The sequence below is a fragment of the Paraclostridium tenue genome (genome assembly GCF_039521565.1).
GTDB lineage: Bacteria > Bacillota > Clostridia > Peptostreptococcales > Peptostreptococcaceae > Paraclostridium > Paraclostridium tenue.
On sequence record NZ_BAAACP010000006.1, the window covers coordinates 75,420 to 97,705 of the forward strand.

General features: G+C 30.4%; 18 protein-coding genes. All 18 read left to right on the forward strand.

The features are described 5' to 3' along the window. The first annotated feature begins 47 nt into the window (after positions 1 to 47). The 18 genes from ABFX13_RS06205 to acsV all read left to right on the forward strand — a co-directional run bounded on the left by ABFX13_RS06205 (position 48) and on the right by acsV (position 22,282). Positions 48 to 1,808, forward strand: coding sequence for a B12-binding domain-containing radical SAM protein (locus tag ABFX13_RS06205; protein WP_346043958.1), 1,761 nt, complete (start codon positions 48 to 50; stop codon positions 1,806 to 1,808). A 10-nt stretch (positions 1,809 to 1,818) separates the two neighbouring features. Next, positions 1,819 to 2,964, forward strand: a complete 1,146-nt coding sequence (locus ABFX13_RS06210; protein ID WP_346043960.1) for a tetratricopeptide repeat protein — start codon at positions 1,819 to 1,821, stop codon at positions 2,962 to 2,964. A 163-nt stretch (positions 2,965 to 3,127) separates the two neighbouring features. Further along, positions 3,128 to 4,039, forward strand: coding sequence for a bifunctional enoyl-CoA hydratase/phosphate acetyltransferase (locus ABFX13_RS06215; protein WP_346043962.1), 912 nt, complete (start codon positions 3,128 to 3,130; stop codon positions 4,037 to 4,039). Positions 4,040 to 4,203: 164 nt separating this feature from the next. Beyond that, complete coding sequence (gene cooS, locus ABFX13_RS06220) at positions 4,204 to 6,132, forward strand: anaerobic carbon-monoxide dehydrogenase catalytic subunit (RefSeq protein WP_346043964.1); 1,929 nt, start codon at positions 4,204 to 4,206, stop codon at positions 6,130 to 6,132. Positions 6,133 to 6,314: 182 nt separating this feature from the next. After that, a complete protein-coding gene (locus tag ABFX13_RS06225) occupies positions 6,315 to 7,088 on the forward strand; it encodes an ATP-binding protein (protein ID WP_346043967.1) in 774 nt (257 codons plus the stop codon). Positions 7,089 to 7,137: 49 nt separating this feature from the next. Further along, positions 7,138 to 8,817, forward strand: a complete 1,680-nt coding sequence (locus tag ABFX13_RS06230) for a formate--tetrahydrofolate ligase (protein WP_346043969.1) — start codon at positions 7,138 to 7,140, stop codon at positions 8,815 to 8,817. 173 nt (positions 8,818 to 8,990) lie between these two features. Continuing rightward, positions 8,991 to 9,623, forward strand: a complete 633-nt coding sequence (locus tag ABFX13_RS06235; protein ID WP_346043971.1) for a cyclodeaminase/cyclohydrolase family protein — start codon at positions 8,991 to 8,993, stop codon at positions 9,621 to 9,623. Positions 9,624 to 9,674: 51 nt separating this feature from the next. Next, the gene (locus tag ABFX13_RS06240; RefSeq protein WP_346043974.1) at positions 9,675 to 10,547 is read left to right on the forward strand and encodes a bifunctional 5,10-methylenetetrahydrofolate dehydrogenase/5,10-methenyltetrahydrofolate cyclohydrolase; all 873 of its coding nucleotides are present in this window, start codon (positions 9,675 to 9,677) and stop codon (positions 10,545 to 10,547) included. Positions 10,548 to 10,573: 26 nt separating this feature from the next. Beyond that, positions 10,574 to 11,245, forward strand: a complete 672-nt coding sequence (locus ABFX13_RS06245; protein WP_346043976.1) for a methylenetetrahydrofolate reductase C-terminal domain-containing protein — start codon at positions 10,574 to 10,576, stop codon at positions 11,243 to 11,245. Between the two features lie 32 nt (positions 11,246 to 11,277). After that, entirely contained in the window at positions 11,278 to 12,159 is an 882-nt protein-coding gene (locus ABFX13_RS06250; protein ID WP_187006487.1) for a methylenetetrahydrofolate reductase, read from the forward strand. A 23-nt stretch (positions 12,160 to 12,182) separates the two neighbouring features. After that, positions 12,183 to 13,577 (forward strand): dihydrolipoyl dehydrogenase, encoded by a 1,395-nt coding sequence (lpdA, locus tag ABFX13_RS06255; protein WP_346043979.1) that lies wholly within the window; start codon positions 12,183 to 12,185, stop codon positions 13,575 to 13,577. Positions 13,578 to 13,620: 43 nt separating this feature from the next. Continuing rightward, entirely contained in the window at positions 13,621 to 14,391 is a 771-nt protein-coding gene (locus ABFX13_RS06260; RefSeq protein ID WP_147547103.1) for an ATP-binding protein, read from the forward strand. An 18-nt stretch (positions 14,392 to 14,409) separates the two neighbouring features. Beyond that, positions 14,410 to 15,354, forward strand: coding sequence for an acetyl-CoA decarbonylase/synthase complex subunit delta (gene acsD, locus ABFX13_RS06265; RefSeq protein ID WP_147547106.1), 945 nt, complete (start codon positions 14,410 to 14,412; stop codon positions 15,352 to 15,354). Positions 15,355 to 15,382: 28 nt separating this feature from the next. Continuing rightward, positions 15,383 to 16,759 (forward strand): acetyl-CoA decarbonylase/synthase complex subunit gamma, encoded by a 1,377-nt coding sequence (gene acsC, locus ABFX13_RS06270; protein ID WP_346043982.1) that lies wholly within the window; start codon positions 15,383 to 15,385, stop codon positions 16,757 to 16,759. A 33-nt stretch (positions 16,760 to 16,792) separates the two neighbouring features. After that, positions 16,793 to 17,605: a carbon monoxide dehydrogenase/acetyl-CoA synthase methytransferase subunit gene (acsE, locus tag ABFX13_RS06275; RefSeq protein ID WP_147547110.1), complete on the forward strand. Its 813-nt coding sequence runs from the start codon at positions 16,793 to 16,795 to the stop codon at positions 17,603 to 17,605. A gap of 31 nt (positions 17,606 to 17,636) precedes the next feature. Next, positions 17,637 to 19,772 (forward strand): acetyl-CoA decarbonylase/synthase complex subunit alpha/beta, encoded by a 2,136-nt coding sequence (acsB, locus tag ABFX13_RS06280; RefSeq protein ID WP_346043985.1) that lies wholly within the window; start codon positions 17,637 to 17,639, stop codon positions 19,770 to 19,772. 27 nt (positions 19,773 to 19,799) lie between these two features. After that, positions 19,800 to 20,174 carry a glycine cleavage system protein GcvH gene (gcvH, locus tag ABFX13_RS06285; RefSeq protein ID WP_346043988.1) on the forward strand — a complete coding sequence of 125 codons (375 nt, stop codon included), beginning with the start codon at positions 19,800 to 19,802 and terminating at the stop codon, positions 20,172 to 20,174. Positions 20,175 to 20,353: 179 nt separating this feature from the next. Further along, positions 20,354 to 22,282, forward strand: coding sequence for a corrinoid activation/regeneration protein AcsV (gene acsV, locus ABFX13_RS06290; protein ID WP_346043990.1), 1,929 nt, complete (start codon positions 20,354 to 20,356; stop codon positions 22,280 to 22,282). Positions 22,283 to 22,286 lie beyond the last annotated feature (4 nt).

The window sequence follows — 22,286 nt, forward strand, 5'->3', positions numbered from 1 at the left end:
AAAATAGACGATTAAAGCTAAAAAAATTAACAAAAGAGGTGAATTAATTGAAAATACTTTTAACTACGTTAAATTCAAAATTTATACACACAAACTTAGCAATAAGATATCTAAAACAAATGGTAAAAGATATTGAAGATATAAATGTAGATATAAGAGAATATACAATAAACAATGAACTAGATTTTATATTAAAAGATATATATACAAATAATTATGATGTTATATTATTTTCAACATATATATGGAATGTAAATGATATAGTTAAGTTATGCAATAACTTAAAGAAAGTTAAACCAAATATAAAAATAGCTTTAGGTGGACCAGAAGTAACTTATGACAGTGAAGAAGCTATGAAAAAATATGATTTTATAGATTATATACTTTATGGGGAAGGAGAACTTATATTTAGAGATTTTACAAAGCATCTTATAGGTGATATGAAAATAGAAGACGTTGATGGAATAGTTTATAGAAATAATGATTCTATTATAACTAATAAACCTATGAAACTTTTAGAAAATCTAGATTTAATACCTAGTCCTTATGAAGAATTAGATAAAAAAGAATATGAAAATAGAATTGTATATTATGAAACATCGAGAGGTTGTCCTTTTAACTGTCAGTACTGTTTATCTTCAGCAATAGAAGGATTAAGATATTTTAGTATAGATAGAGTAAAAAAAGATTTAAAGAAACTTATATATGCTAGAGTATCTCAAATCAAGTTTATAGATAGAACATTTAATGCAAATAAAAAATTTGCAATGGAAATAATGAAATTTTTAATGGAAAATGATAACGGGTATACAACATATCATTTTGAAGTTACAGCACACTTATTAACTGATGATATGTTAGAATTTTTAAAAGACTGTAAAGAAGGTCTATTCCAATTTGAAATAGGAGTTCAATCTACAAATGAAAAAGTATTAGATGCTGTAGGTAGAAGAGATGATTTTAAAAAATTATCATATGTAGTTCAAAAGATAGCATCATTTAGAAATATACATCAACATCTAGATTTGATAGCAGGATTACCATATGAAGATTATAGTAGCTTTGAAAACTCATTTAATGATGTATTTAATCTAGGAATAGAGCATTTACAATTAGGTTTCTTAAAAATGATAAAAGGTACAGGAATTAGAAATCAAGCAGATGAACATGAATTTAGATATAAAGATTATCCTCCATATGAAGTTTTATATAATAAATATATAAGTTACAATGAGATATTAAAATTAAAAGATATAGAAGAAATATTAGAAAGATACTTTAACTCTAAAAACTTTGTTCTTTCAATGAGATATATAATACATAATTATTATAAAGAAAGTCCTTTTAAGTTTTTTGAGGAGTTTGCAACATATTTCAATGATAATGGATATTTCAATGCATCACAAGGAAAGAATCAATTATATAAGATATTAGTAGATTTCTATACAGATAAAATTAATATAGAAACTGAATTATTTAAAGAAATTGTAAAGTATGATTATATATCTTTAGGAAAAACATCTAATGTGCCTGCATTTATGGATAAAGTAGAAGTAGATGATTTTAAGAATAGATGCCATTTATTTTTACAAAATGAAGAAAATATATTAAAATATATACCTAGATTTGAAAATACTCCTGCAAAACAAATAATAAAATATGTTCATTTTGAGACATTTAAGTATGATATATTACAATTAAAGAAAAATATAACTGCTAAATTACAACCAAAAGAAAGTATAATATTATTTGTTTATGATGATAAAAAGGTGTTTGAGAAATCTAAATCATACACGGTGGAAATATAGGAGGTATAAAGTGAGATTTAGAAGTGAGAAATATATACTAAAAAAAGCGGAAGAATTAGCATTTTTAAGAATAAAAAATGAAGCAGAATTTAATTTAAAAGGATATGAATTCCCTAAAGATGGGCTAGATGTACCTATAAAAAATGATGTATTAGTAAAAGGTATAAAAACTAACACAGCTCAAAATGGGTTAAGTTCAATGTCTATAGCTGACGCTATGATATATATTATGGGAATTGATAGTAAGTTTAAACTTAATGATGAGTATAAAAAATTTTTAGAGGCTATACAAAAGAATCTAGATTTAGATTTAAAAGCATATATGGGATATATGTCTAGAAAGTATTTTGAAGCTGGAGAATATACAGATTCTTTAATATACTTAAAATGTAGTGTAAGTTTATATCCTAATGATGTAAATGCTCTTTATCATTATGCTATAGTTTGCCAAGAATTAGCTAAACAACATCAAAAAAATGGTGATGAACAACCTATGGAAGCATTTTTACTAGATGCTATAGAAGCATTAGAAAAAGTTAGAGATTTAGATGAGTCATTTGCACTAGCATACTATCATTTAGGGTATCATTATTATAATCAAAATCAGTATATAAAAAGTAAAGTTACATGGGAAGAAGCAATCAAGTTAGGATTACCAGAAGACTTATGTGGTGAGATACAAGAACTTATAGGAAAAATGGATTTTAAAGTTCAATATGAAGAAGGATATAATTTAGTGTTCCAAGGGAAAAATGAAGAAGGACTAGAAAAATTGCTTCCATTAGCAGATGAGCATGGAGACTGGTGGAATCTTTTATTTATGATAGGATTAGCTTATAGAAATATGAATGATATAGGGCAAGCTCAAAAATATTTTGAAAAGATACTTATAATAAGACCAAATCAAGTGGATACATTAGTTGAGTTAGGTCTTTGTGAGGCTTCAAATTATAATATGAAAGGTGCTATAGAATATTTTGAGAAAGCTGCTAAGTTAAAAAAAGAAGACCCAGAAATACTTTGTAATTTAGGTATGGCTTATTTAAACGATGGAGATTTAGATAATGCTATTTATTACATAGAAAGAGCATATGAAATAAATCCGCAAGATGAAGTAACAGTAGCATGTTTAAGAGAACTAGATAGTTACAGATAATATAATCTAAATTTATAAAGCTATGAGAATTTATTCTTATAGCTTTTTTATTTAAATAAAAAGGAGTAGGAGTTAATATGTCAAATTAGGTTTATTATAAGTATTAAAAATTTATATACATATTTATAAGTTGAAAAAAATAAGAATATAAGGGGGTGTTATATTGATTAAAAATTTAAGCGATATAATAAATGAGCTAAAACTAAATGAAAAAGTTAAGTTAGCTGTAGCGGCAGCACAAGATGAAGAAGTTTTATGTGCTGTAGTAGAGGCTATGAATATGAACATAATAGAACCTATTTTAATAGGTAAAATTGATAAAATAAAAGAAATAGCTAAAAATTTAAATTTAAATTTGAATAATGTTAATATGATTGAAGCTAGCACTTATGAAGATTGTGCTCAAATAGCTGTTAAATTGGTAAGTAGCAAAAAAGCTGATTTTTTAATGAAAGGAATACTAGATACATCTATTTTATTAAAAGAGGTTTTAAATAAAGATTATGGATTAAGAACAGATAGTTTACTTAGCCATGTTATGATATATGATATACCAACTTATCACAAGCTACTTATACTTACAGATGGGGGCATGAATATAAATCCTTGTTATGAGCATAAAGAAAAAATTGTTGAAAATGCAATAAAAGCATGTAAGCCACTTAAGTTTGAAAAAATTAAAGTAGCAGCCTTAGCGGCAAAGGAAAAAGTAGATTCTAAAATGCAAGCAACAATAGATGCAAAAAAATTGCAAGAATCTAGTGAAAATAAAAAGTTTGGAGAAAATATTATACTGGAAGGACCATTAGCACTTGATTTAGCTATATCATCTGAATCAGCAAGAATAAAAGGCATAAACAGTAAAGTGTCTGGAGATGTAGATATTCTTTTAGCTCCAACAATAGAAGTTGGAAATGGAATTGGTAAATCTTTGACTTATTTTGCTGGTGCAAAATCTGCAGGAGTGGTTATGGGGGCAAAAGCGCCTATAGTTTTAGTATCAAGAGCTGATACACATGAATCAAAATTATACTCTATAGCTTATGGAGCATTAATAGCTATGATGGAGAAATAATATATAATGCTTGTTAAAAAATTACCTAAATTATAGTGAAAGTAAAAGATATTGTTGTTATAATTTAGGTAAATAAAATTATTTTAAATGTAGAAATATACAAAGCTCATATATAACAACATACTCAGCTCTATTAAAAATTTTATAAAAAAGGGGATAGAAGTATGGAGAAAAAGATGTTAACTATCGATTTAAACAGCCAAGAACTTATAGAAAAGGCTGAAAGAGATGGTGTAGAAACTATGTATGACAGAAAAGTTGCAATGAAAGCTCAATGTGGATTTGGGTTACAAGGAGTATGTTGTAGAATATGTGCAGCAGGACCTTGTAGAATAACTCCTAAAACACCACTAGGGCTATGTGGAGCTGATGAACATGTTATAGTAGGTAGAAACTTTGCTAGAATGGTTGCAGCAGGAACTGCAGCTCACTCAGATCATGCTAGAGGTATAGTACATACAATGGCTATAGCTAGCAGAGATGGAAATTATACTATAAAAGATGAAGCTAAATTAAAAAACTTAGCAAAAGAATGGGGAGTAGAAACAGAAGATAGAGATATATATGATATAGCTCATGAGGTTGCAGATATAGCTTTAATGGAATTTGGAAAACCTCATGGTACATTAAAGTTTTTAAGTCATGCTCCATATCAAAGACAAGATTTATGGAAAAAGCATAATATAGAGCCAAGATCTATAGATAGAGAAATAGTAACAATAATGCATTCAACTCATATGGGATGTACAGCTGATATAGATAGTTTAATTAACTTATCATTAAGAACTTCATTAGCAGATGGATGGGGAGGTTCTATGATAGGAACTATATTTAGTGATATTCTATTTGGCACACCAACAGTAAGACAATCAGAGGCAAATCTAGGAGTATTAGAAGATAATAAAGTAAATATAATATTACATGGTCATGAACCTTCATTGTCAGAAATGATAGTATTGGCATCTGAAGATCCAGAACTTGTGGCATTAGCTAAAGAAGTGGGAGCAGAAGGTATAAACTTAGCAGGAATGTGTTGTACTGGTAATGAAGTAACTATGAGACATGGTGTTAGAACAGCAGGGGATTTCCATCAACAAGAATTAGCTATAATAACAGGAGCGGTTGAGGCTATGATAGTTGATGTTCAATGTATATTCCCAGCATTAGCTAAAGTTTCTGAGTGTTACCATACAAAATTCATAACAACATCACCAAAAGCTAAGATATCAGGATCAACATATATAGAATTTAATGAAGAAACAGCATTAGATGATGCTAAAAAAATAGTAAAAGAAGCTATACTTAACTTTAAAAATAGAGATAGAGAAAAAGTTCATATACCTCAGCTAAAATCAAGTACAACAGTTGGATTTAGTGAGCAAGCTATAATCGGTCAATTAGATAGAGTTGTAAACTCTCAAATAGACCAAACAGGAACAGTTAAACCATTAGTTGACTGTTTAAAATCAGGAGTATTAAGAGGAGTAGTAGGAGTAGTTGGATGTAATAATGCAAGAAGTGTATCAAACAAAGCTCATGTAACTATAATGAAAGAGTTGATTAAAAATGATATCTTAGTTGTAACAACTGGATGTGGAGCTTCAGCTGCAGGTAAATTTGGACTATTAAATAAAGAAGCAAAAAGTATGGCAAGTAAAGGGCTTGCTACAGTTTGTGAATTAGTTGATATACCGCCAGTCATACACTTAGGTTCTTGTGTTGACTGTAGTAGAATATTAAGCGTTGTTTCAGAGGTTGCTAAATATCTAGATATGGATATGTGTGATATACCAGTAGCTGGTGTAGCTCCAGAATGGATGTCTGAGAAAGCTGTTGCAATAGGAACTTATGTTGTAGGTTCTGGTATAGACACTTACTTAGGTATAATGCCTCCTATAGGTGGATCATCAAAGACTGTAGAAATATTAACTCAAACATTACAAGATAGTGTTGGCGCAACATTTAAAGTCAATGAAAATCCAGAAGAATTAGCTCAAATGATAATAAATGATATAGAGAAAAAACGTGTACATTTTGAAGAATTAGTTGCACAAAAAAATGCTGAGAAAAAAGCAGCACCAGCAGAAGCTTAAAAATAACTTAATAATATATAAAACTAGGAGTACTACTTTGAAAAGATAGTATGTAAAATTAATTAGTTTATGAAAACTAGCTATAGTTTATTTTTCATGCAATAATAACTAATTATAAATTAAAACCAGAAGATAAAAAATATAAACTTAAATTAATTTGAGATAAACAAAAGGGGTAGAATATGAAAATAGCAATAACAGGTAAAGGTGGAGTAGGAAAGACAACTTTTTCATCTATGTTGTCAAGAATGTTTGCAGATGATGGTTATAGAGTAGTAGCTGTGGATGCAGATCCTGATGCGAATTTAGGTTTAGCTTTGGGATTTCCAAAAGAAGTTTATGAATCAATAGTTCCTATATCAGAAATGAAAAATTTAGTGTCAGAAAGAACAGCAGCTGAAAGTGGAACTTTTAATAAAATGTTTAAACTAAATCCTAAAGTAGATGATATACCTGATAATTTTTGCAAGGAACACAATGGTGTAAGACTTTTAACTTTAGGAACAGTAGATTCAGGTGGTAGTGGATGCGTATGTCCTGAGCATGTACTTTTAAAAAGATTGTGTTCTCACCTAATTTTACAAAATAAAGATGTTGTAATAATGGATATGGAAGCTGGTATAGAACATTTAGGTAGGGGGACTGCACAAGGTGTAGATGCCTTTATAGTTGTTGTAGAGCCAGGAGAAAGAAGCTTACAAACTTATAGAAAAGTTAAAAAATTGGGAACTGATATAGGTGTTAAACAAGTTTTCGTAGTAGGAAATAAAGTAAGAAATAAATCAGATGAAGAATTTATAACTAGTAATTTACAAGATGGAGAATTACTAGGCTTTGTTTACTACAATCAAGACGTTATAGATTCAGATAGAGCAAGTAAATCTCCATATGATGTAAGTATAGATACTAAAATACAAATAGATGAAATAAAAAATAGATTAATGACGAATTGTTAGTATATTAGTATAATAGATATAATAATGTAAAGTGAGAGGAGATTTAGTTATGGGATTTAAATCAGATATAGAAATTGCACAAGAAGCTAAGCCACAAGATATAAGAGAAATAGCTAAAAAGTTAGGATTAAGTGATGATGAAGTAGAACTTTACGGAAAATACAAAGCAAAAGTTGATTATAACTTACTAAAAAAAGATAATAAAAAGAAAAAGGCTAAGTTAATATTAACAACAGCTATAAATCCAACTCCAGCAGGAGAAGGTAAAACTACTACTACAATAGGTGTAGCTGATGCATTTGCCAAATTAGATAAGAATGTATTAGTTGCATTAAGAGAACCATCATTAGGTCCTGTATTTGGGATAAAAGGTGGAGCTGCTGGTGGAGGCTATGCTCAAGTTATACCTATGGAAGATATAAATCTACACTTTACTGGAGATTTTCATGCTATAGGTGCTGCAAATAACTTATTAGCAGCTATGCTTGATAATCATATTCACCAAGGTAATAATTTAGGAATTGATCCAAGAAGAATAACTTGGAGAAGATGTGTTGATATGAATGATAGACAGTTAAGAAATATAACTGATGGATTAGGCGGAAAAGCACATGGGGTTCCTAGGGAAGATGGATTTGATATAACAGTTGCATCTGAAATAATGGCTGCATTTTGTCTAGCTAATGACATAATAGATTTAAAAGAAAGACTAGGAAATATAATAGTTGGTTACACATATAATGGAGATCCTGTTACAGCTAGAGATTTAAAAGCTAATGGAGCAATGGCAGCTTTACTTAAGGATGCATTAAAACCAAACTTAGTTCAAACATTAGAAGGTACTCCTTCTTTCGTTCATGGAGGACCATTTGCAAATATAGCTCATGGATGTAACTCTGTAATAGCTACAAAAATGGCAATGCATTTTGCTGATTATGTAATAACAGAGGCTGGATTTGGAGCAGATTTAGGAGCTGAAAAGTTTTTAGATATAAAATGTAGAATGGCAGATTTAAAGCCAGATGCAGTAATAATTGTAGCTACTGTTAGAGCATTAAAATATAATGGTGGGGTAGCTAAAGATCAATTAAATGAAGAAAATTTAGGCGCTTTAGAGGCTGGAATTCCAAATCTTTTAAAACATGTTGAAAATATAACTAAGGTATACGGACTTCCAGCAGTTGTTGCTATAAATAGATTCCCTCTTGATACTGAGGCTGAACTTAAATTAGTTGAAGAAAAGTGTAAGGAATTAGGTGTTAATGTTGCACTTTCTGAAGTATGGGCTAAAGGTGGAGAAGGTGGAATTGAAGTAGCAAAAGAAGTTATGAGATTAATAGATGAAGAAGAAAATAATTTTAAATTCTGTTATGAAGATGATTTATCTATAAAAGAGAAAATTGAAGCTATAGCTAAGAAAATATATGGAGCTGATGGAGTTGATTTCACTCAAGCAGCTGAAAAAGAAATACAAAACTTAGAAAAATTAGGTTTTAGCAAATTACCAATATGTATGGCTAAAACTCAATATTCTTTAACTGATGATCAAACTAAGTTGGGTAGACCTACTGGATTTAGAATAACTGTAAGACAATTAACTGTTTCAGCAGGTGCTGGATTTATAGTTGCTCTTACTGGAGATATAATGAAAATGCCAGGGCTTCCAAAAGTTCCAGCAGCAGAAAGAATAGATGTTGATGAAAATGGTGTAATATCAGGTTTATTCTAATATAATTAACCGATCGGGGGGCGCTCGTTGCAATTGTAGTTTTCTTCTTCGCACAAAGTACTAAAAAGATGTACTTTAAGTGCTACGTCGACAACTACAATTACAACTTCGCTACTTCCGATTAATAAAATATAATAGAATAAACATAAGGTATTATGTATGGAGGAAATAAAATGAGAATATCAGAAAAAACATGTGTAGATTTTGTTGATGTGTTAGCTTCAAAATCAGCAGTTCCAGGTGGAGGTGGAGCAGCAGCTTTAACTGGAGCTATAGGTGTTGCTTTAGGAAGTATGGTGTGTAATTTAACTATAGGAAAGAAAAAATATGCTGAACATGAAGAAAGTGTAAAATCTATATTAGAAAAAGCAAGAGAATTAGAAAAAGATTTAATAAATATGATAGATGAAGATGCAGAATGCTTCCTTCCATTGTCAAAGGCATACGGGCTTCCAAGTTCTACAGAAGAAGAAAAGAAAATAAAAGCAGATACTATGGAAAGTGCATTAAAAAAAGCATGTGAAGTACCAATAAAAATAGTAAAAGTATGCTATGAAGCTATTAAATTACATGAAGATTTAGTAGATAAAGGATCAAGACTTGCCATAAGTGATGTTGGGGTTGGAGTTCAATGTCTAAGAGCGGCAATACTTAGTGGACAATTAAATGTTATTATAAATATAAATTCAATCAAAGATGAAGAATATGTAAAAAGTGTAAGAGATGAAGTTAATAATCTTGTTGAAGATGGAGTTAGAATTTGTGATGAAGTTTATAAGAAAGTAGAAGATGAACTAAGCAAATAAAACTCATATTATAATTTATTTAAGTTTTAATATATAGGGGGCGCAGATTAAATGAGCAATATAACAACTAAAGGACAAATAATAAAAGGTAAACCTGTCGCAGACAAAATAAGCGAAAATTTAATAAAAGAAGTTAATGACTTATCTAAGGAAGGTATAACACCTAAATTAGCTATAGTTAGAGTAGGTGCTAGACCAGACGATTTAGCTTACGAAAGAGGAGCACTTAAAAGATGCCAAACTATAGGCATAGAAACTGAAGTAATAGAGTTAGAAGAAAATATAACTCAGGAAGAATATATAAAAGCAGTACATAAGTTAAATGAAGACGAAAAAGTTAATGGAATATTGACTTTCAGACCACTTCCTAAGCATCTAAATGAAGATATAATAAAATATGAGATAGATCCTAATAAAGACATAGACTGTTTTAATCCTATAAACATATCTAAGATATTAGAAAATGATAAAAGTGGATATCCTCCATGTACACCTACTGCAGTAGTAGAAATATTAAAATATTATGATGTAGATTTATCAGGTGCAAACATAGTAGTGTTAGGTAGATCTATGGTAGTTGGAAAACCTGTATCGATGCTTTTATTAAATGAAAATGCTACTGTAACTATATGTCATTCAAGAACTAAAAACTTGCCAGAGATAACATCAAATGCAGATATACTTGTAGCAGCAGTTGGTAAAGCTAATATGGTAAAAGAAGAATATATAAAAGATGGAGCCATAGTAATAGATGTAGGTATAAATGTAGACGATCAAGGCAATTTATGTGGAGATGTAGATACTAATAATGTTTTAGATAAAGTTTCTATGATAACTCCAGTTCCAGGAGGAGTTGGATCAGTTACAACTTCTATATTAGCTAGTCATATAGTTAAAGCTTGTAAATTACAAAATAATAAATAAATGGAGATTTTCAAGGGGGAATAGAGATGATAATTTCTGAAAATAAGCCATTTGAAGAGATATTAGGTTATATGAAAAATGCTAATAAAATAGTGTTAGTTGGATGTAACCAATGTGCAGCTACGTGTAAAAGTGGTGGAGAAGAAGAAGTTTTAAAAATGAAGGAAAGATTAGAAGCTGAAGGAAAAGAAGTTTTAGGATATCAGATGTTAGACCCTGCATGTAATCTTTTAAAATCTAAAAAAGATTTAAAATCACTAAAATCAGAAATAAAAGAAGCTGATGCCATACTTTCTTTAGCGTGTGGAGATGGAACGCAAACAATAGTTAAAAACTTAAAAGATAAACCAGTATATCCAGCTAATAATACTTTATTTATAGGTGAAGTTAAAAGAGTTGGTGAGTTTGAAGAAGCATGTAAAGCATGTGGAGAATGTGAACTTGGATGGACTGGAGGAATTTGTCCAGTAACTATGTGTGCTAAAGGATTATTAAATGGAGCTTGTGGTGGAGCAAGAGATGGCAAATGTGAAGTAGACCCTGAAAATGACTGTGCTTGGGTACTTATATACAATAGATTAAAATCTATAAATCAGTTAGATAATCTATTAGATATAAAAGAGCCTAAAGATTACTCGAAAGCATGTAACCCTAGATGTCTAAGCTTAAAGAAAAAAGAATCTACGGCCAATGCTTAATTAGTTTTTTAAAGGTTAAAGGGGGATAAAAAATGAGCTTATTAAAAGAAGCTTTAGAAAATGGTAAGTTTGCAGTAACTGCTGAAATGGCTCCTCCAAAGGGAACAGATTTATCACACTTAATAGAATGTGCTAAAGCTGTTAAGGGAAGAGTTCATGCAGTTAATGTAACAGATTTTCAATCTGCAGTAATGAGAACAACTTCGCTTACTACATGTAAGTTATTAAAAGATGAAGGCTTAGAACCAGTACTTCAAGTAACTGGAAGAGATAGAAATAGAATTGCAATACAAGGAGAATTATTATCTGCTGGAGTATTTGGAATTACAAATATGCTAGCATTAACAGGAGACCACACCATAGTAGGAGATCATCCTCAAGCCAAACCTGTATTTGACCTAGATTGTGTTGGGATATTAAAAACAGCACAAAAACTTTCACAAGGAACAGATATGGTAGGTAATCAATTAAAAGGAGCACCAAATTTTTACTTGGGAGCATCAGTAACACCTAGATACACACCTATTGAAATTCAATTATTAAAAATGAAAAAGAAAATAAACGCAGGAGCTAAGTTTTTCCAAACTCAAGCTGTGTATGATATAGATACTATGAGAGAATTTAGAAAGCATACTAAAGATATGAACACAAAAGTTTTAGCTGGAATAATACCTTTAAAATCGCCAGGAATGGCTAAATTTATGAATGCAAATGTTCCAGGTATATATGTGCCAGATGAACTTATAGAAAGATTAAGATCTGTAGGTAAAGAAAATTGGGTAAGTGAAGGAATAAAAATAGCAGGGGAATTAATACAACAATTAAGAAATGAAGATTTATGTGATGGAGTTCACATAATGGCTATAGGGGCAGAAGAAAATGTACCAGCTATTTTAGATGCAGCAAATATATAAATTTATATTAGGGGGATTATAAAATGAAAATAGCAGTAATTGGAGGAGGTCCAGGTGGGTATGTAGCTGCTATAAAAGCTGCTATGCTTGGAGCTGATGTTACAGTTATAGAAAAAAGAAGAGTTGGAGGAACTTGCTTAAATGTGGGATGTATTCCAACTAAAGCATTATTAGCATCATCATCATTAATTACGTCTATAAAAGAAGCTAAAGATTTTGGAATAAGTATAGATGGAAATATTGAAGCAGATTTTGAAAGTATAATGGGAAGAAAAAATAAAATAGTAAATCAATTAATTAGCGGAATTGAATTTTTATTTGATAAAAGAGGTATAAAATTAGTTAATGGATTTGGTAAATTAATAGATAAAAATAAAATAGAAGTAAAAAAGGAAAATGGGACTATAGAGGTAATAGAAGCTGATAAAATAATATTAGCAAATGGATCTCAACCTGTTATATTACCGATGTTTCCTTATGATGGAGAGACTATAATAACAAGTGATGAGGCATTAAACTTAAAAGAAGTTCCAAAGTCTTTATTGATAGTTGGTGGAGGAGTTATTGGATGTGAATTTGGTCAATTCTTTAAAACTTTAGGAACTGAAGTTACTATAGTTGAGATGTTTGATCAGTTGCTTCCACTTGAAGATAAAGATGTGGCTAAACAGTTGCAAAGACAATTTAAAAAAGATAAAATTAAGGTAATGACAGGTATTAGAATCGAAAAATGTGAAATAGTTGACGATGAAGTAGTAGCAACTCTATCCAATGGAAAGCAAGTTAAAGCTGAAAAGGCGTTATTATCTATAGGCAGAAAACCTTATTTAGATAATTCAGGGGTAGAAGATATAGGAATCACATTAGAAAGAGGTAAAATAGTAGTAAACGAAAATTTAGAAACAAATATTGAAGGTATATATGCAATAGGAGATTTAATAAATACACCATTTTTAGCACATGTAGCATCTAAAGAAGGATTAATAGCAGCACAAAATGCTGTTTGTGGCAATTCAAAAACTGTAAATTATAAAGCAGTTCCAAGATGTGTATATACTGAACCAGAAGTTGCAGGAGTAGGGAAAACCGAAAAAGAGCTTCAACAACAAGATATAACATACAAAGTAGGACAATTCGATTTTAGAGCATTAGGAAAAGCTCAAGCAATAGGACACTTCCAAGGATTCATAAAAATATTAGCAGATCAAGAAGACAAAGTAATAGGCGCATCTATAGTAGGACCTCACGCAACAGATTTATTAACAGAATTATCTTTAGCAGTACATTTAGGATTAACAGTAGAACAAGTTGGAGATGTAATACATGCACATCCTACATTATCAGAAGGGATAATGGAAGCACTTCATGATGTTCATGGAGAATGTGTTCATGCAGCTCCAAAATTAGCAAAAGCATAAACAGGAAAAAGTCCTGTTTAGACGAAACAAAGGGGGAAATCTTATGGGATTTAATATTGCAGTGGCAGGAAAAGGTGGAACTGGTAAGACTAGTCTTACAGGGCTTTTAATTGACTGCTTAGTAAATGATAAGAAAGGACCAATATTAGTAGTTGATGCAGATGCAAATGCTAATATAAATGAAGTATTAGGATTAGACATAGATGTAACATTAGGCCAGATAAGGGAAGAGATAAACCAAAGAGAAAAACAAGGGAATTCATTCCCAGGAGGTATGACAAAAGCTCAATATCTACAATACAGATTAAATACTTCAGTAGCAGAAGGTCCAGGATACGATTTAATAGTTATGGGAAGATCAGAAGGAGAAGGTTGTTATTGTTATGTAAATGGAATATTAAGAGAACAAACAGATAAGCTTTCTGATAGTTATGATTATTTAGTTATAGACAATGAAGCAGGTATGGAGCATTTAAGTAGAAAAACTACTAAACATATAGATAAATTATTGTTGGTTAGTGACTGTTCAAGACGTAGTATACAGGCAGTTGCAAGAATAAGAGATCTAGCAAGGGAATTAAATTTAAATGTAGGGGATATGCAATTAATAGTAAATAAAGCTCCAAATGGAATATTAAATGATGGAGTAAAAGAGGAAATAGAAAAACATAAATTAGATCTTTTAGGTGTAGTACCTCTAGATGAGCTTATATATGAATATGATTCTTCTGGGATACCATTAGTAAAACTACCTGAAGATTCTAAATCGAGAGCAGCTATTAAAAATATAATATCTAAATTAGAATTAAATTAGGCTAAGGGGGAGAAAAATATGGCATTTAAGATGTCTGTTCAAAAGTACTCTGGTAAGATATCAGAGGTGGAATTAGGGTCAGGTGAAAGTTGTATAAAAATAGGAGGAGAAAATATACTTCCTTTTTATAACTTTGATGGAGAAAGTACAAATACTCAAAAAATAGGGGTTGAAATTTTAGATATATATCCAGAAAACTGGACACAAGAAATAAAAGATTTATATAAAGATGTAGCTAATGACAGTGTTAAATGGGCTAAATACATAGAGGAGAATATAAAGCCTGATTTTATATGTTTAAAATTTGAAGGAGCAGATCCTAATGGAATGGATAAATCGCCTGAAGAGTGTGCAGATTTGGCAAAAGAAGTTGCATCTAACGTTTCATTGCCTATAGTTATAGCTGGAACTGGAAACTTTGAAAAAGATGCTAAGGTTTTTGAAAAAGTGGCTCAATCAGTAGATGGATATAACTGCTTATTTATGTCTGCTACAGAAGAAAACTATAAAGGGGTAGGGGCAGCAGCTGGTATGGCTTATAATCATAAAGTTGGTGCAGAGTCTTCTGTTGATATAAACTTAGCTAAGCAATTAAATGTATTATTAACTCAGCTAGGAGTTAAGCAAGAAAATATAGTAATGAATGTTGGGTGTTCAGCTGTAGGATATGGATATGAGTATGTTGCATCTACAATGGATAGAATTAGACTTGCAGCATTAGGTCAAAATGATAAAACATTGCAAATGCCTATAATAACACCAGTTTCTTTTGAAACTTGGAATGTAAAAGAGTCGGTAGCTAGTATAGAAGATGAACCAGCTTGGGGATGCCAAGAAACTAGAGGAATATATATGGAGATATCAACTGCAGCAAGTGCTTTAGTTGGAGGAGCTAATGCAGTAGTACTTCGTCATCCAAAATCTGTAGAAACTATAAAAACTTTAGTTAGTGAATTAGCTTAATATAAGGTAAAGGTTAGGGGGAGAAAATATGGCTTTAAAAGCTTTAGATATATTTAAATTAACACCAAAAAAGAATTGTAAGGATTGTGGATTTCCAACTTGTATGGCTTTTTGTATGAAGGTTGCATCAGGAGCTTGTGAAATAGGTAAATGTCCTCATATGGCACAAGAATCGTTAGATAAATTATCAGAAGCTACTGCACCTCTTATGAGAACTATAAAAATAGGAACAGACAAATCACAATATGATTTAGGTGGAGAAACTGTATTATTTAGACATGAAAAAACTTTAGTAAATAGAAATAGATTTGCAGTTGAATTTTGTGACACTATGACAGAAGAAGAAATAAGTTCAAGAATAGAAAATATAAAGGCTGTTAACTATATAAGAATCGGTGAAGAAATGAAGATTGAGATAGCAGCTTTAAGATACAATTCCAATAAAGAATCTTATTTAAACTTAGTAAATAAGTTAAAAGAAAGTGATTTAAATGTAGTTTATATGATAATTTGTGAAGATGCACAAATAGCAAAAGAAGCTGTTGAATTGTTAAAGGAAACAAAGCCTATAGTTTATGGAGCAAATAAAGAAAATTATAAAGAAATGGTAGAAGTAGTTAAAAATGATAAGTTAGCATTAGGGGTAAAAGCATCTAGCTTAGAAGATTTATATGCTACAACAGAAGCTATACAATCACTTGGATATAAAGAATTAATATTAGATACAACAGGAGAAACTATAAAAGATACATTTACAAATACAGTTCAAGTAAGAAGAATATCTTTAAAAGAGCAAGATAGAACATTTGGATACCCATCAATAATATTTGCAAATAAATTATCAAAAGAAAGTCCTATGATGGAAGTAGCTTTATCATCAGTGTTTACAGTAAAATATGGATCTATAATAGTTTTAGATGATATAGATTACGCAAAAGCACTACCATTATTTGCACTTAGACAAAATATATATACAGATCCGCAAAGACCAATGAGAGTAGAAACTAAGATATATCCAATAAATAATCCAGATGAAAATTCTCCAGTTTTAGTTACTGTTGATTTTGCATTAACTTATTTCATAATAGCAGGAGAAATAGAAAGATCTAAGGTACCTGTATGGTTAGCTATACCAGATGCAGGTGGATATTCTGTTCTTACAGCATGGGCTGCTGGAAAATTTGGAGGAAGTTCTATAGCTAACTTTATAAAAGAAAGTAAAGTTTCTGACATGACTAAAAATAGAGATTTAATTATACCAGGAAAAGTAGCTGTATTAAAAGGTGATATAGAAGATAACTTACCTGGATGGAATGTAGTTATAGGTACTGAGGATTCAATGGAATTACCGAAATTCTTAAGAGAATATAAAGCTAGTAAAGAAGAAGCTTTAGCTAAAGCTTAATAAAAAATATAAATTAATAGGGGGATTAAATATATGGAAAAATTCATGGTAATAGGGGAAAGAATACACTGCATATCGCCATCAATAAGAAAGGCTTTAGAAGAAAGAAATCCTGAACCAATACTAAAAAGAGCTAAGGAACAGTTAGATGCTGGAGCTCATTATATAGATTTTAATATAGGGCCAGCTGAAAGAGATGGAGAAGACATAATGACTTGGGGTGTTAAATTACTTCAATCAGAATTTAACAATGTTCCATTAGCACTAGATACAGCTAATAGAAAAGCTATAGAAGCGGGACTTAAAGTTTATAATAGAGAACACGGAAAACCAATAATAAACTCAGCTGATGCAGCTGGAAGAATAGAGTTAATAGATTTAGCAGGCGAGTATGAAGCTAAAGTTATAGCCTTATGTGCAAAAGAAGGTATACCAAGAGATAACGATGAGCGTATGGCTTATTGTCAAGAAATGTTAGAAAGAGGGTTAATGGCAGGATTAGAGCCAGAAGATATGTTATTTGATCCACTATGTTTAGTTATAAAAGGAATGCAAGATAAGCAAATGGAAGTTTTAGAAGCTATAAAAATGATGACAGAGATGGGATTATTAACTACAGGAGGATTATCTAATGTATCAAATGGATGCCCTAAACATGTAAGACCTATATTAGATAGTGCATTTGTAGCTATGGCTATGGCTAATGGATTTAGTTCTGCAATAGTAAATCCATGTGATGAAGAATTAATGAGAATGATAAAATCTTGCGATATAATAAGAAATTCAAGCTTGTATGCAGACTCTTTCTTAGAATTAAATGAAGGTGGATTTGCATATAACGTATAAATAGATATATTCAATAAAAGGGGGAAATAGAGTGAAAAATTTGTACAGTACTGTTTTTAATGGATCTGAGCAAGCTTTAGAAGCTGCAAAAGGATTACTTAATGAAGCTATAGAAAAACATGGAAAAGATCATAAAGTAGAATTTCCTGATACAGCATATTCACTACCTTGTATATATGCCGCAACAGGAAAAAAAATGAATAATCTAGGGGACTTAGAAGCAGCTTTAGAAATTGTTGAAAGTTTAATAAACAAGACACATTTATTAGAGCATGTATTTAATGCTGGGTTAGCTACTGCACTAGCTGCTGAAGTTATAGAAGCTATAAAATATGCTACAAATGAAACTCCATATAATGAACCTTGTGCAGGACATATAACAGATCCAATAATAAGATCACTTGGAGTACCACTAGTTACAGGAGATATACCTGGAGTTGCAGTTGTACTTGGAGAATGTCCAGATCCAGAAACTGCAGCTAATGTAATCAAAGATTATCAATCTAAAGGGCTATTAACGTTCTTAGTTGGAAAAGTAATAGATCAAGCTATAGAAGCTGGAGCAAAAATGGGTCTAGAGCTTAGAGTTATACCTTTAGGGTATGATGTAACAAGTGTAATACATGTTGTATCTGTTGCAGTAAGAGCTGCATTAATATTTGGAAACTTAACTCCTGGTGATTTAAATGGATTATTAGATTACACTGCAAAAAGAGTTCCTGCATTTGTAAATGCATTTGGTCCATTAAGTGACCTGGTTGTATCTTGTGGAGCTGGAGCTATAGCATTAGGATTCCCAGTTATAACTGATCAAGATGTTTTAGAAGTTCCAATGAACTTATTAACTCAAAAGAATTATGATAAGTTTGTAGCAACATCTTTAGAAGCTAGAGGAATAAAAATAAAAGTTACTGAAATTCCAATACCAGTATCTTTTGCAGCTGCTTTTGAAGGTGAAAGAATAAGAAAAAACGATATGTATGCTGAGTTTGGTGGAAATAAAACTGAAGCTTGGGAATTAGTTAGAAAAAGAGAATTATCAGAAGTTGAAGACCATAAAATTGAAATAATAGGTAAAGATATAGACGAGTTAGAAGCTGCAAATGGAGTGGTGAGATTACCACTTGCTGTAGTAGTTGATATAGCTGGTAAGAATATGCAAGAAGATTTTGAACCTGTACTAGAAAGAAGACTTCACTATTTCTTAAACTATATAGAAGGTGTAATGCATGTTGGGCAAAGAGATATAACTTGGGTAAGGATATCTAAGGATGCATTTGAAAAAGGATTTAGATTAAAGCATATAGGAGAAGTTTTATATACCAAGATGTTAGATGAATTTGAATCAGTTGTTGATAAGTGTCAAATAACTTTAATAACTGATGAAAATGAAGTTGCTAAACTAAAAGAAAAATATGCAACTCCAAAATATACATCAAGAGATGAAAGATTAGCTTCACTAGTAGATGAAAGTGTTGAAGAATTCTACACTTGTAACTTATGTCAATCATTTGCACCAGCACACGTTTGTGTTGTAACACCTGAAAGACTTGGTCTTTGTGGAGCTGTTAGTTGGTTAGATGCTAAGGCAACTAAGGAATTAGATCAAACAGGACCATGTCAACCTATAGTAAAAGGTGAATGTTTAGACGACTTAAAAGGTATATGGCAATCAGTAAATGATGAAGTAGCTAATATATCTCAAGGTGCCGTTGAAAGTGTTACACTTTACTCTATATTAGAAGATCCTATGACTTCTTGTGGATGTTTTGAGTGTATATGCGGTATAATGCCAGAAGCTAATGGATTTGTTATAGTTAATAGAGAATATGCTGGAATAACTCCTGTTGGTATGACGTTTGGAGAACTTGCTTCTATGACAGGTGGAGGTGTTCAAACTCCAGGATTTATGGGGCATGGAAGACAATTTATATCTTCTAAGAAATTTGCTTATGCAGAGGGTGGACCATCTAGAATAGTGTGGATGCCAAAAGAATTAAAAGATTATGTTGCTGATAAATTAAATGCTACTATGAAAGAATTACATGGAATAGAAAACTTTACAGATATGATATGTGATGAAACAATAGCTACTGATTCTGAAGGGGTATTAGCATATCTAGAAGAAAAAGGTCATCCAGCTTTAGCTATGGAATGTGTAATGTAAAAAAGTAAATTTTTAAGGAGTGAAAATATGAAGGTTGTACCAAGTTTAAAATACTGTAAGGAACATACATGGGTTAAACTGGAGAATGATTATGCTTATATAGGAATAACAGATTATGCACAAGATCAATTGGGAGAAATATTATTTGTTGAGATGCCTGAGATTGAAGATGAAATAACTAAAGGTGAAGATTTTGGAGTTGTAGAATCTTCTAAAGTTGCATCAGACTTAATAGCACCTATATCTGGAGAAGTTATTGAAATAAATGAAGCATTAGAAGATGAGCCAGAAGCTATAAATGAAGATCCTTATGAAGCATGGATAATAAAAGTTAAGATATCAGATAATGATGAATTAGAAAGTTTATTAAACTCTGATAGATATGAGTCTAGTTTAGAATAGAAATAAATAAGCTGTATCAAGGTAAAATTACTAAATAAAATTTACTTTGATACAGCTTTTTAGATAGCATTAAATTTTTAGCAATAATAAGGAAAAATCAAGGTAATACAATATAACATATAGAATATATAACTTATTAAAAAATTTAATATTAAATCGCTTTATAGGGGGGAGTTCTTTTGGCTAAGGTTAAGATAGCATCTCATAAAAAAGAGATTGAGTGTAGTAAAGGGGATAATTTATTAGATGTAATTAGAGATAACAAAATATTTATAGATGCTCCTTGTAATGGAAGTATAGTTTGTGGTAAGTGTAAGGTTAAATTAATACATGGAAATGTAGATTCTGAGATGAATGTACATATAAGTAATGAAGAAAGAAATCAAGGATATATACTTTCATGTGCGAGTAAAATTATTGAAGATATAGAAATTGAAATTCCTTCTAAACTATCATCGTCTATAAATGATATGAAAATAGAAGGGAGTGATAAAAATAATGATAAGAAAATATTTGAAAAATCTATAAATATGCTTAAGGAAAATGGATTAGAATTTACAAATAATGTATTAAAAAAATATATAGAGCTAGAAGAACCTAATTTAGATGACAATATAAGTGATATAGATAGGCTACAAAGATATATAAGAAATAATCTAGGCTATGAAAATATAGATTTTAGCATAGAATTTTTAAAAAAAGTTCCCATAGCACTTAGGAAAGATAAATTTAAAGTTACAATTACATATGAAGTAAAACCTAATTATATATATTTAATTGACATAGAATCTGGAAATACAGAAGACAGACTTTATGGTATTTCAGTTGATATAGGAACTACTTCTGTTGTTGTTTGCTTGGTTGATTTAAATAATAATGAAATTATAGATAAAGCATCATCAGGAAATGCTCAAATTAAATATGGAGCAGATGTAATAAATAGAATAATATACTCTACAAAAAAGGATGGCCTTGAAAATTTAAAAAAATCTATAATAGATGAAACTATAAATCCTTTATTAGAAACTATGTATGAAAGAAATAGTATAAATCAAAATAATGTTATTTCTTTTATAGTGGCTGGAAATACAACTATGAGTAGTTTATTTTTAGGTGTGTATCCAGATTTTTTAAGACAAGAACCATATATACCTCCATTTGTGAATTCGCCAAATCTTGAAGGAAAGGATGTAGGTATAAATATAAATCCTAATGGACAAATTTACTTAGCACCTTCAGTAGCTAGTTATGTTGGAGGTGATATAACATCGGGAGTATTATCAGCAGGAATTTGGACTAGTGAAGAAAATGTACTTTTTATAGATTTAGGTACTAATGGAGAAATAGTATTTGGAAATAAAGATTATATGATGACTTGTGCTTGTTCTGCTGGTCCTGCATTTGAAGGTGGAGGTATAAGTTGTGGAATGAGAGCATCTAATGGAGCTATAGAAAAGATAGATATAGATAAAATTAGCTTAAAACCTGAATTGAAAATTATAGGAGATTGTAAGCCAGTAGGTATATGTGGTTCAGGAATAATAGATCTTATATGTAAAATGATGATTAATGACATAGTTGATAGAAGAGGTAAGATTAATAGAGATTTAAATAATAATAGAATAAGGTTTAATGAACATGATATAGGAGAATATGTTCTTGCCTTTAAAGATGAATATAATATAGAAAATGACATAACTGTAAATGAAGTAGATATAGATAACTTTATAAGAGCAAAAGGTGCTATATACTCAGGGGCAGCAACTCTTATAGAAAGTTTAGGTATGGATTTTAGCGTAGTAGATAAGGTGTTAATTGCTGGAGGAATTGGAAATAGTTTAAATATAGAAAATTCAATTATGATTGGATTACTTCCAGATATAGAAAGAGAAAAATTTAATTATATAGGAAATAGTTCGTTAATAGGAGCATATTTAACTTTAATAAGTAATGATGCTAAAAACAAACTAAAAGGGATAGGCAATCAATTAACATATGTAGAGTTAAGTGTATATCCAACATATATGGATGAGTTTATATCTGCTTGTTTCCTACCTCACACAAATATAGAACAATTTCCAACAGTAAAAAAGATGCTAGGAGAATAAATAT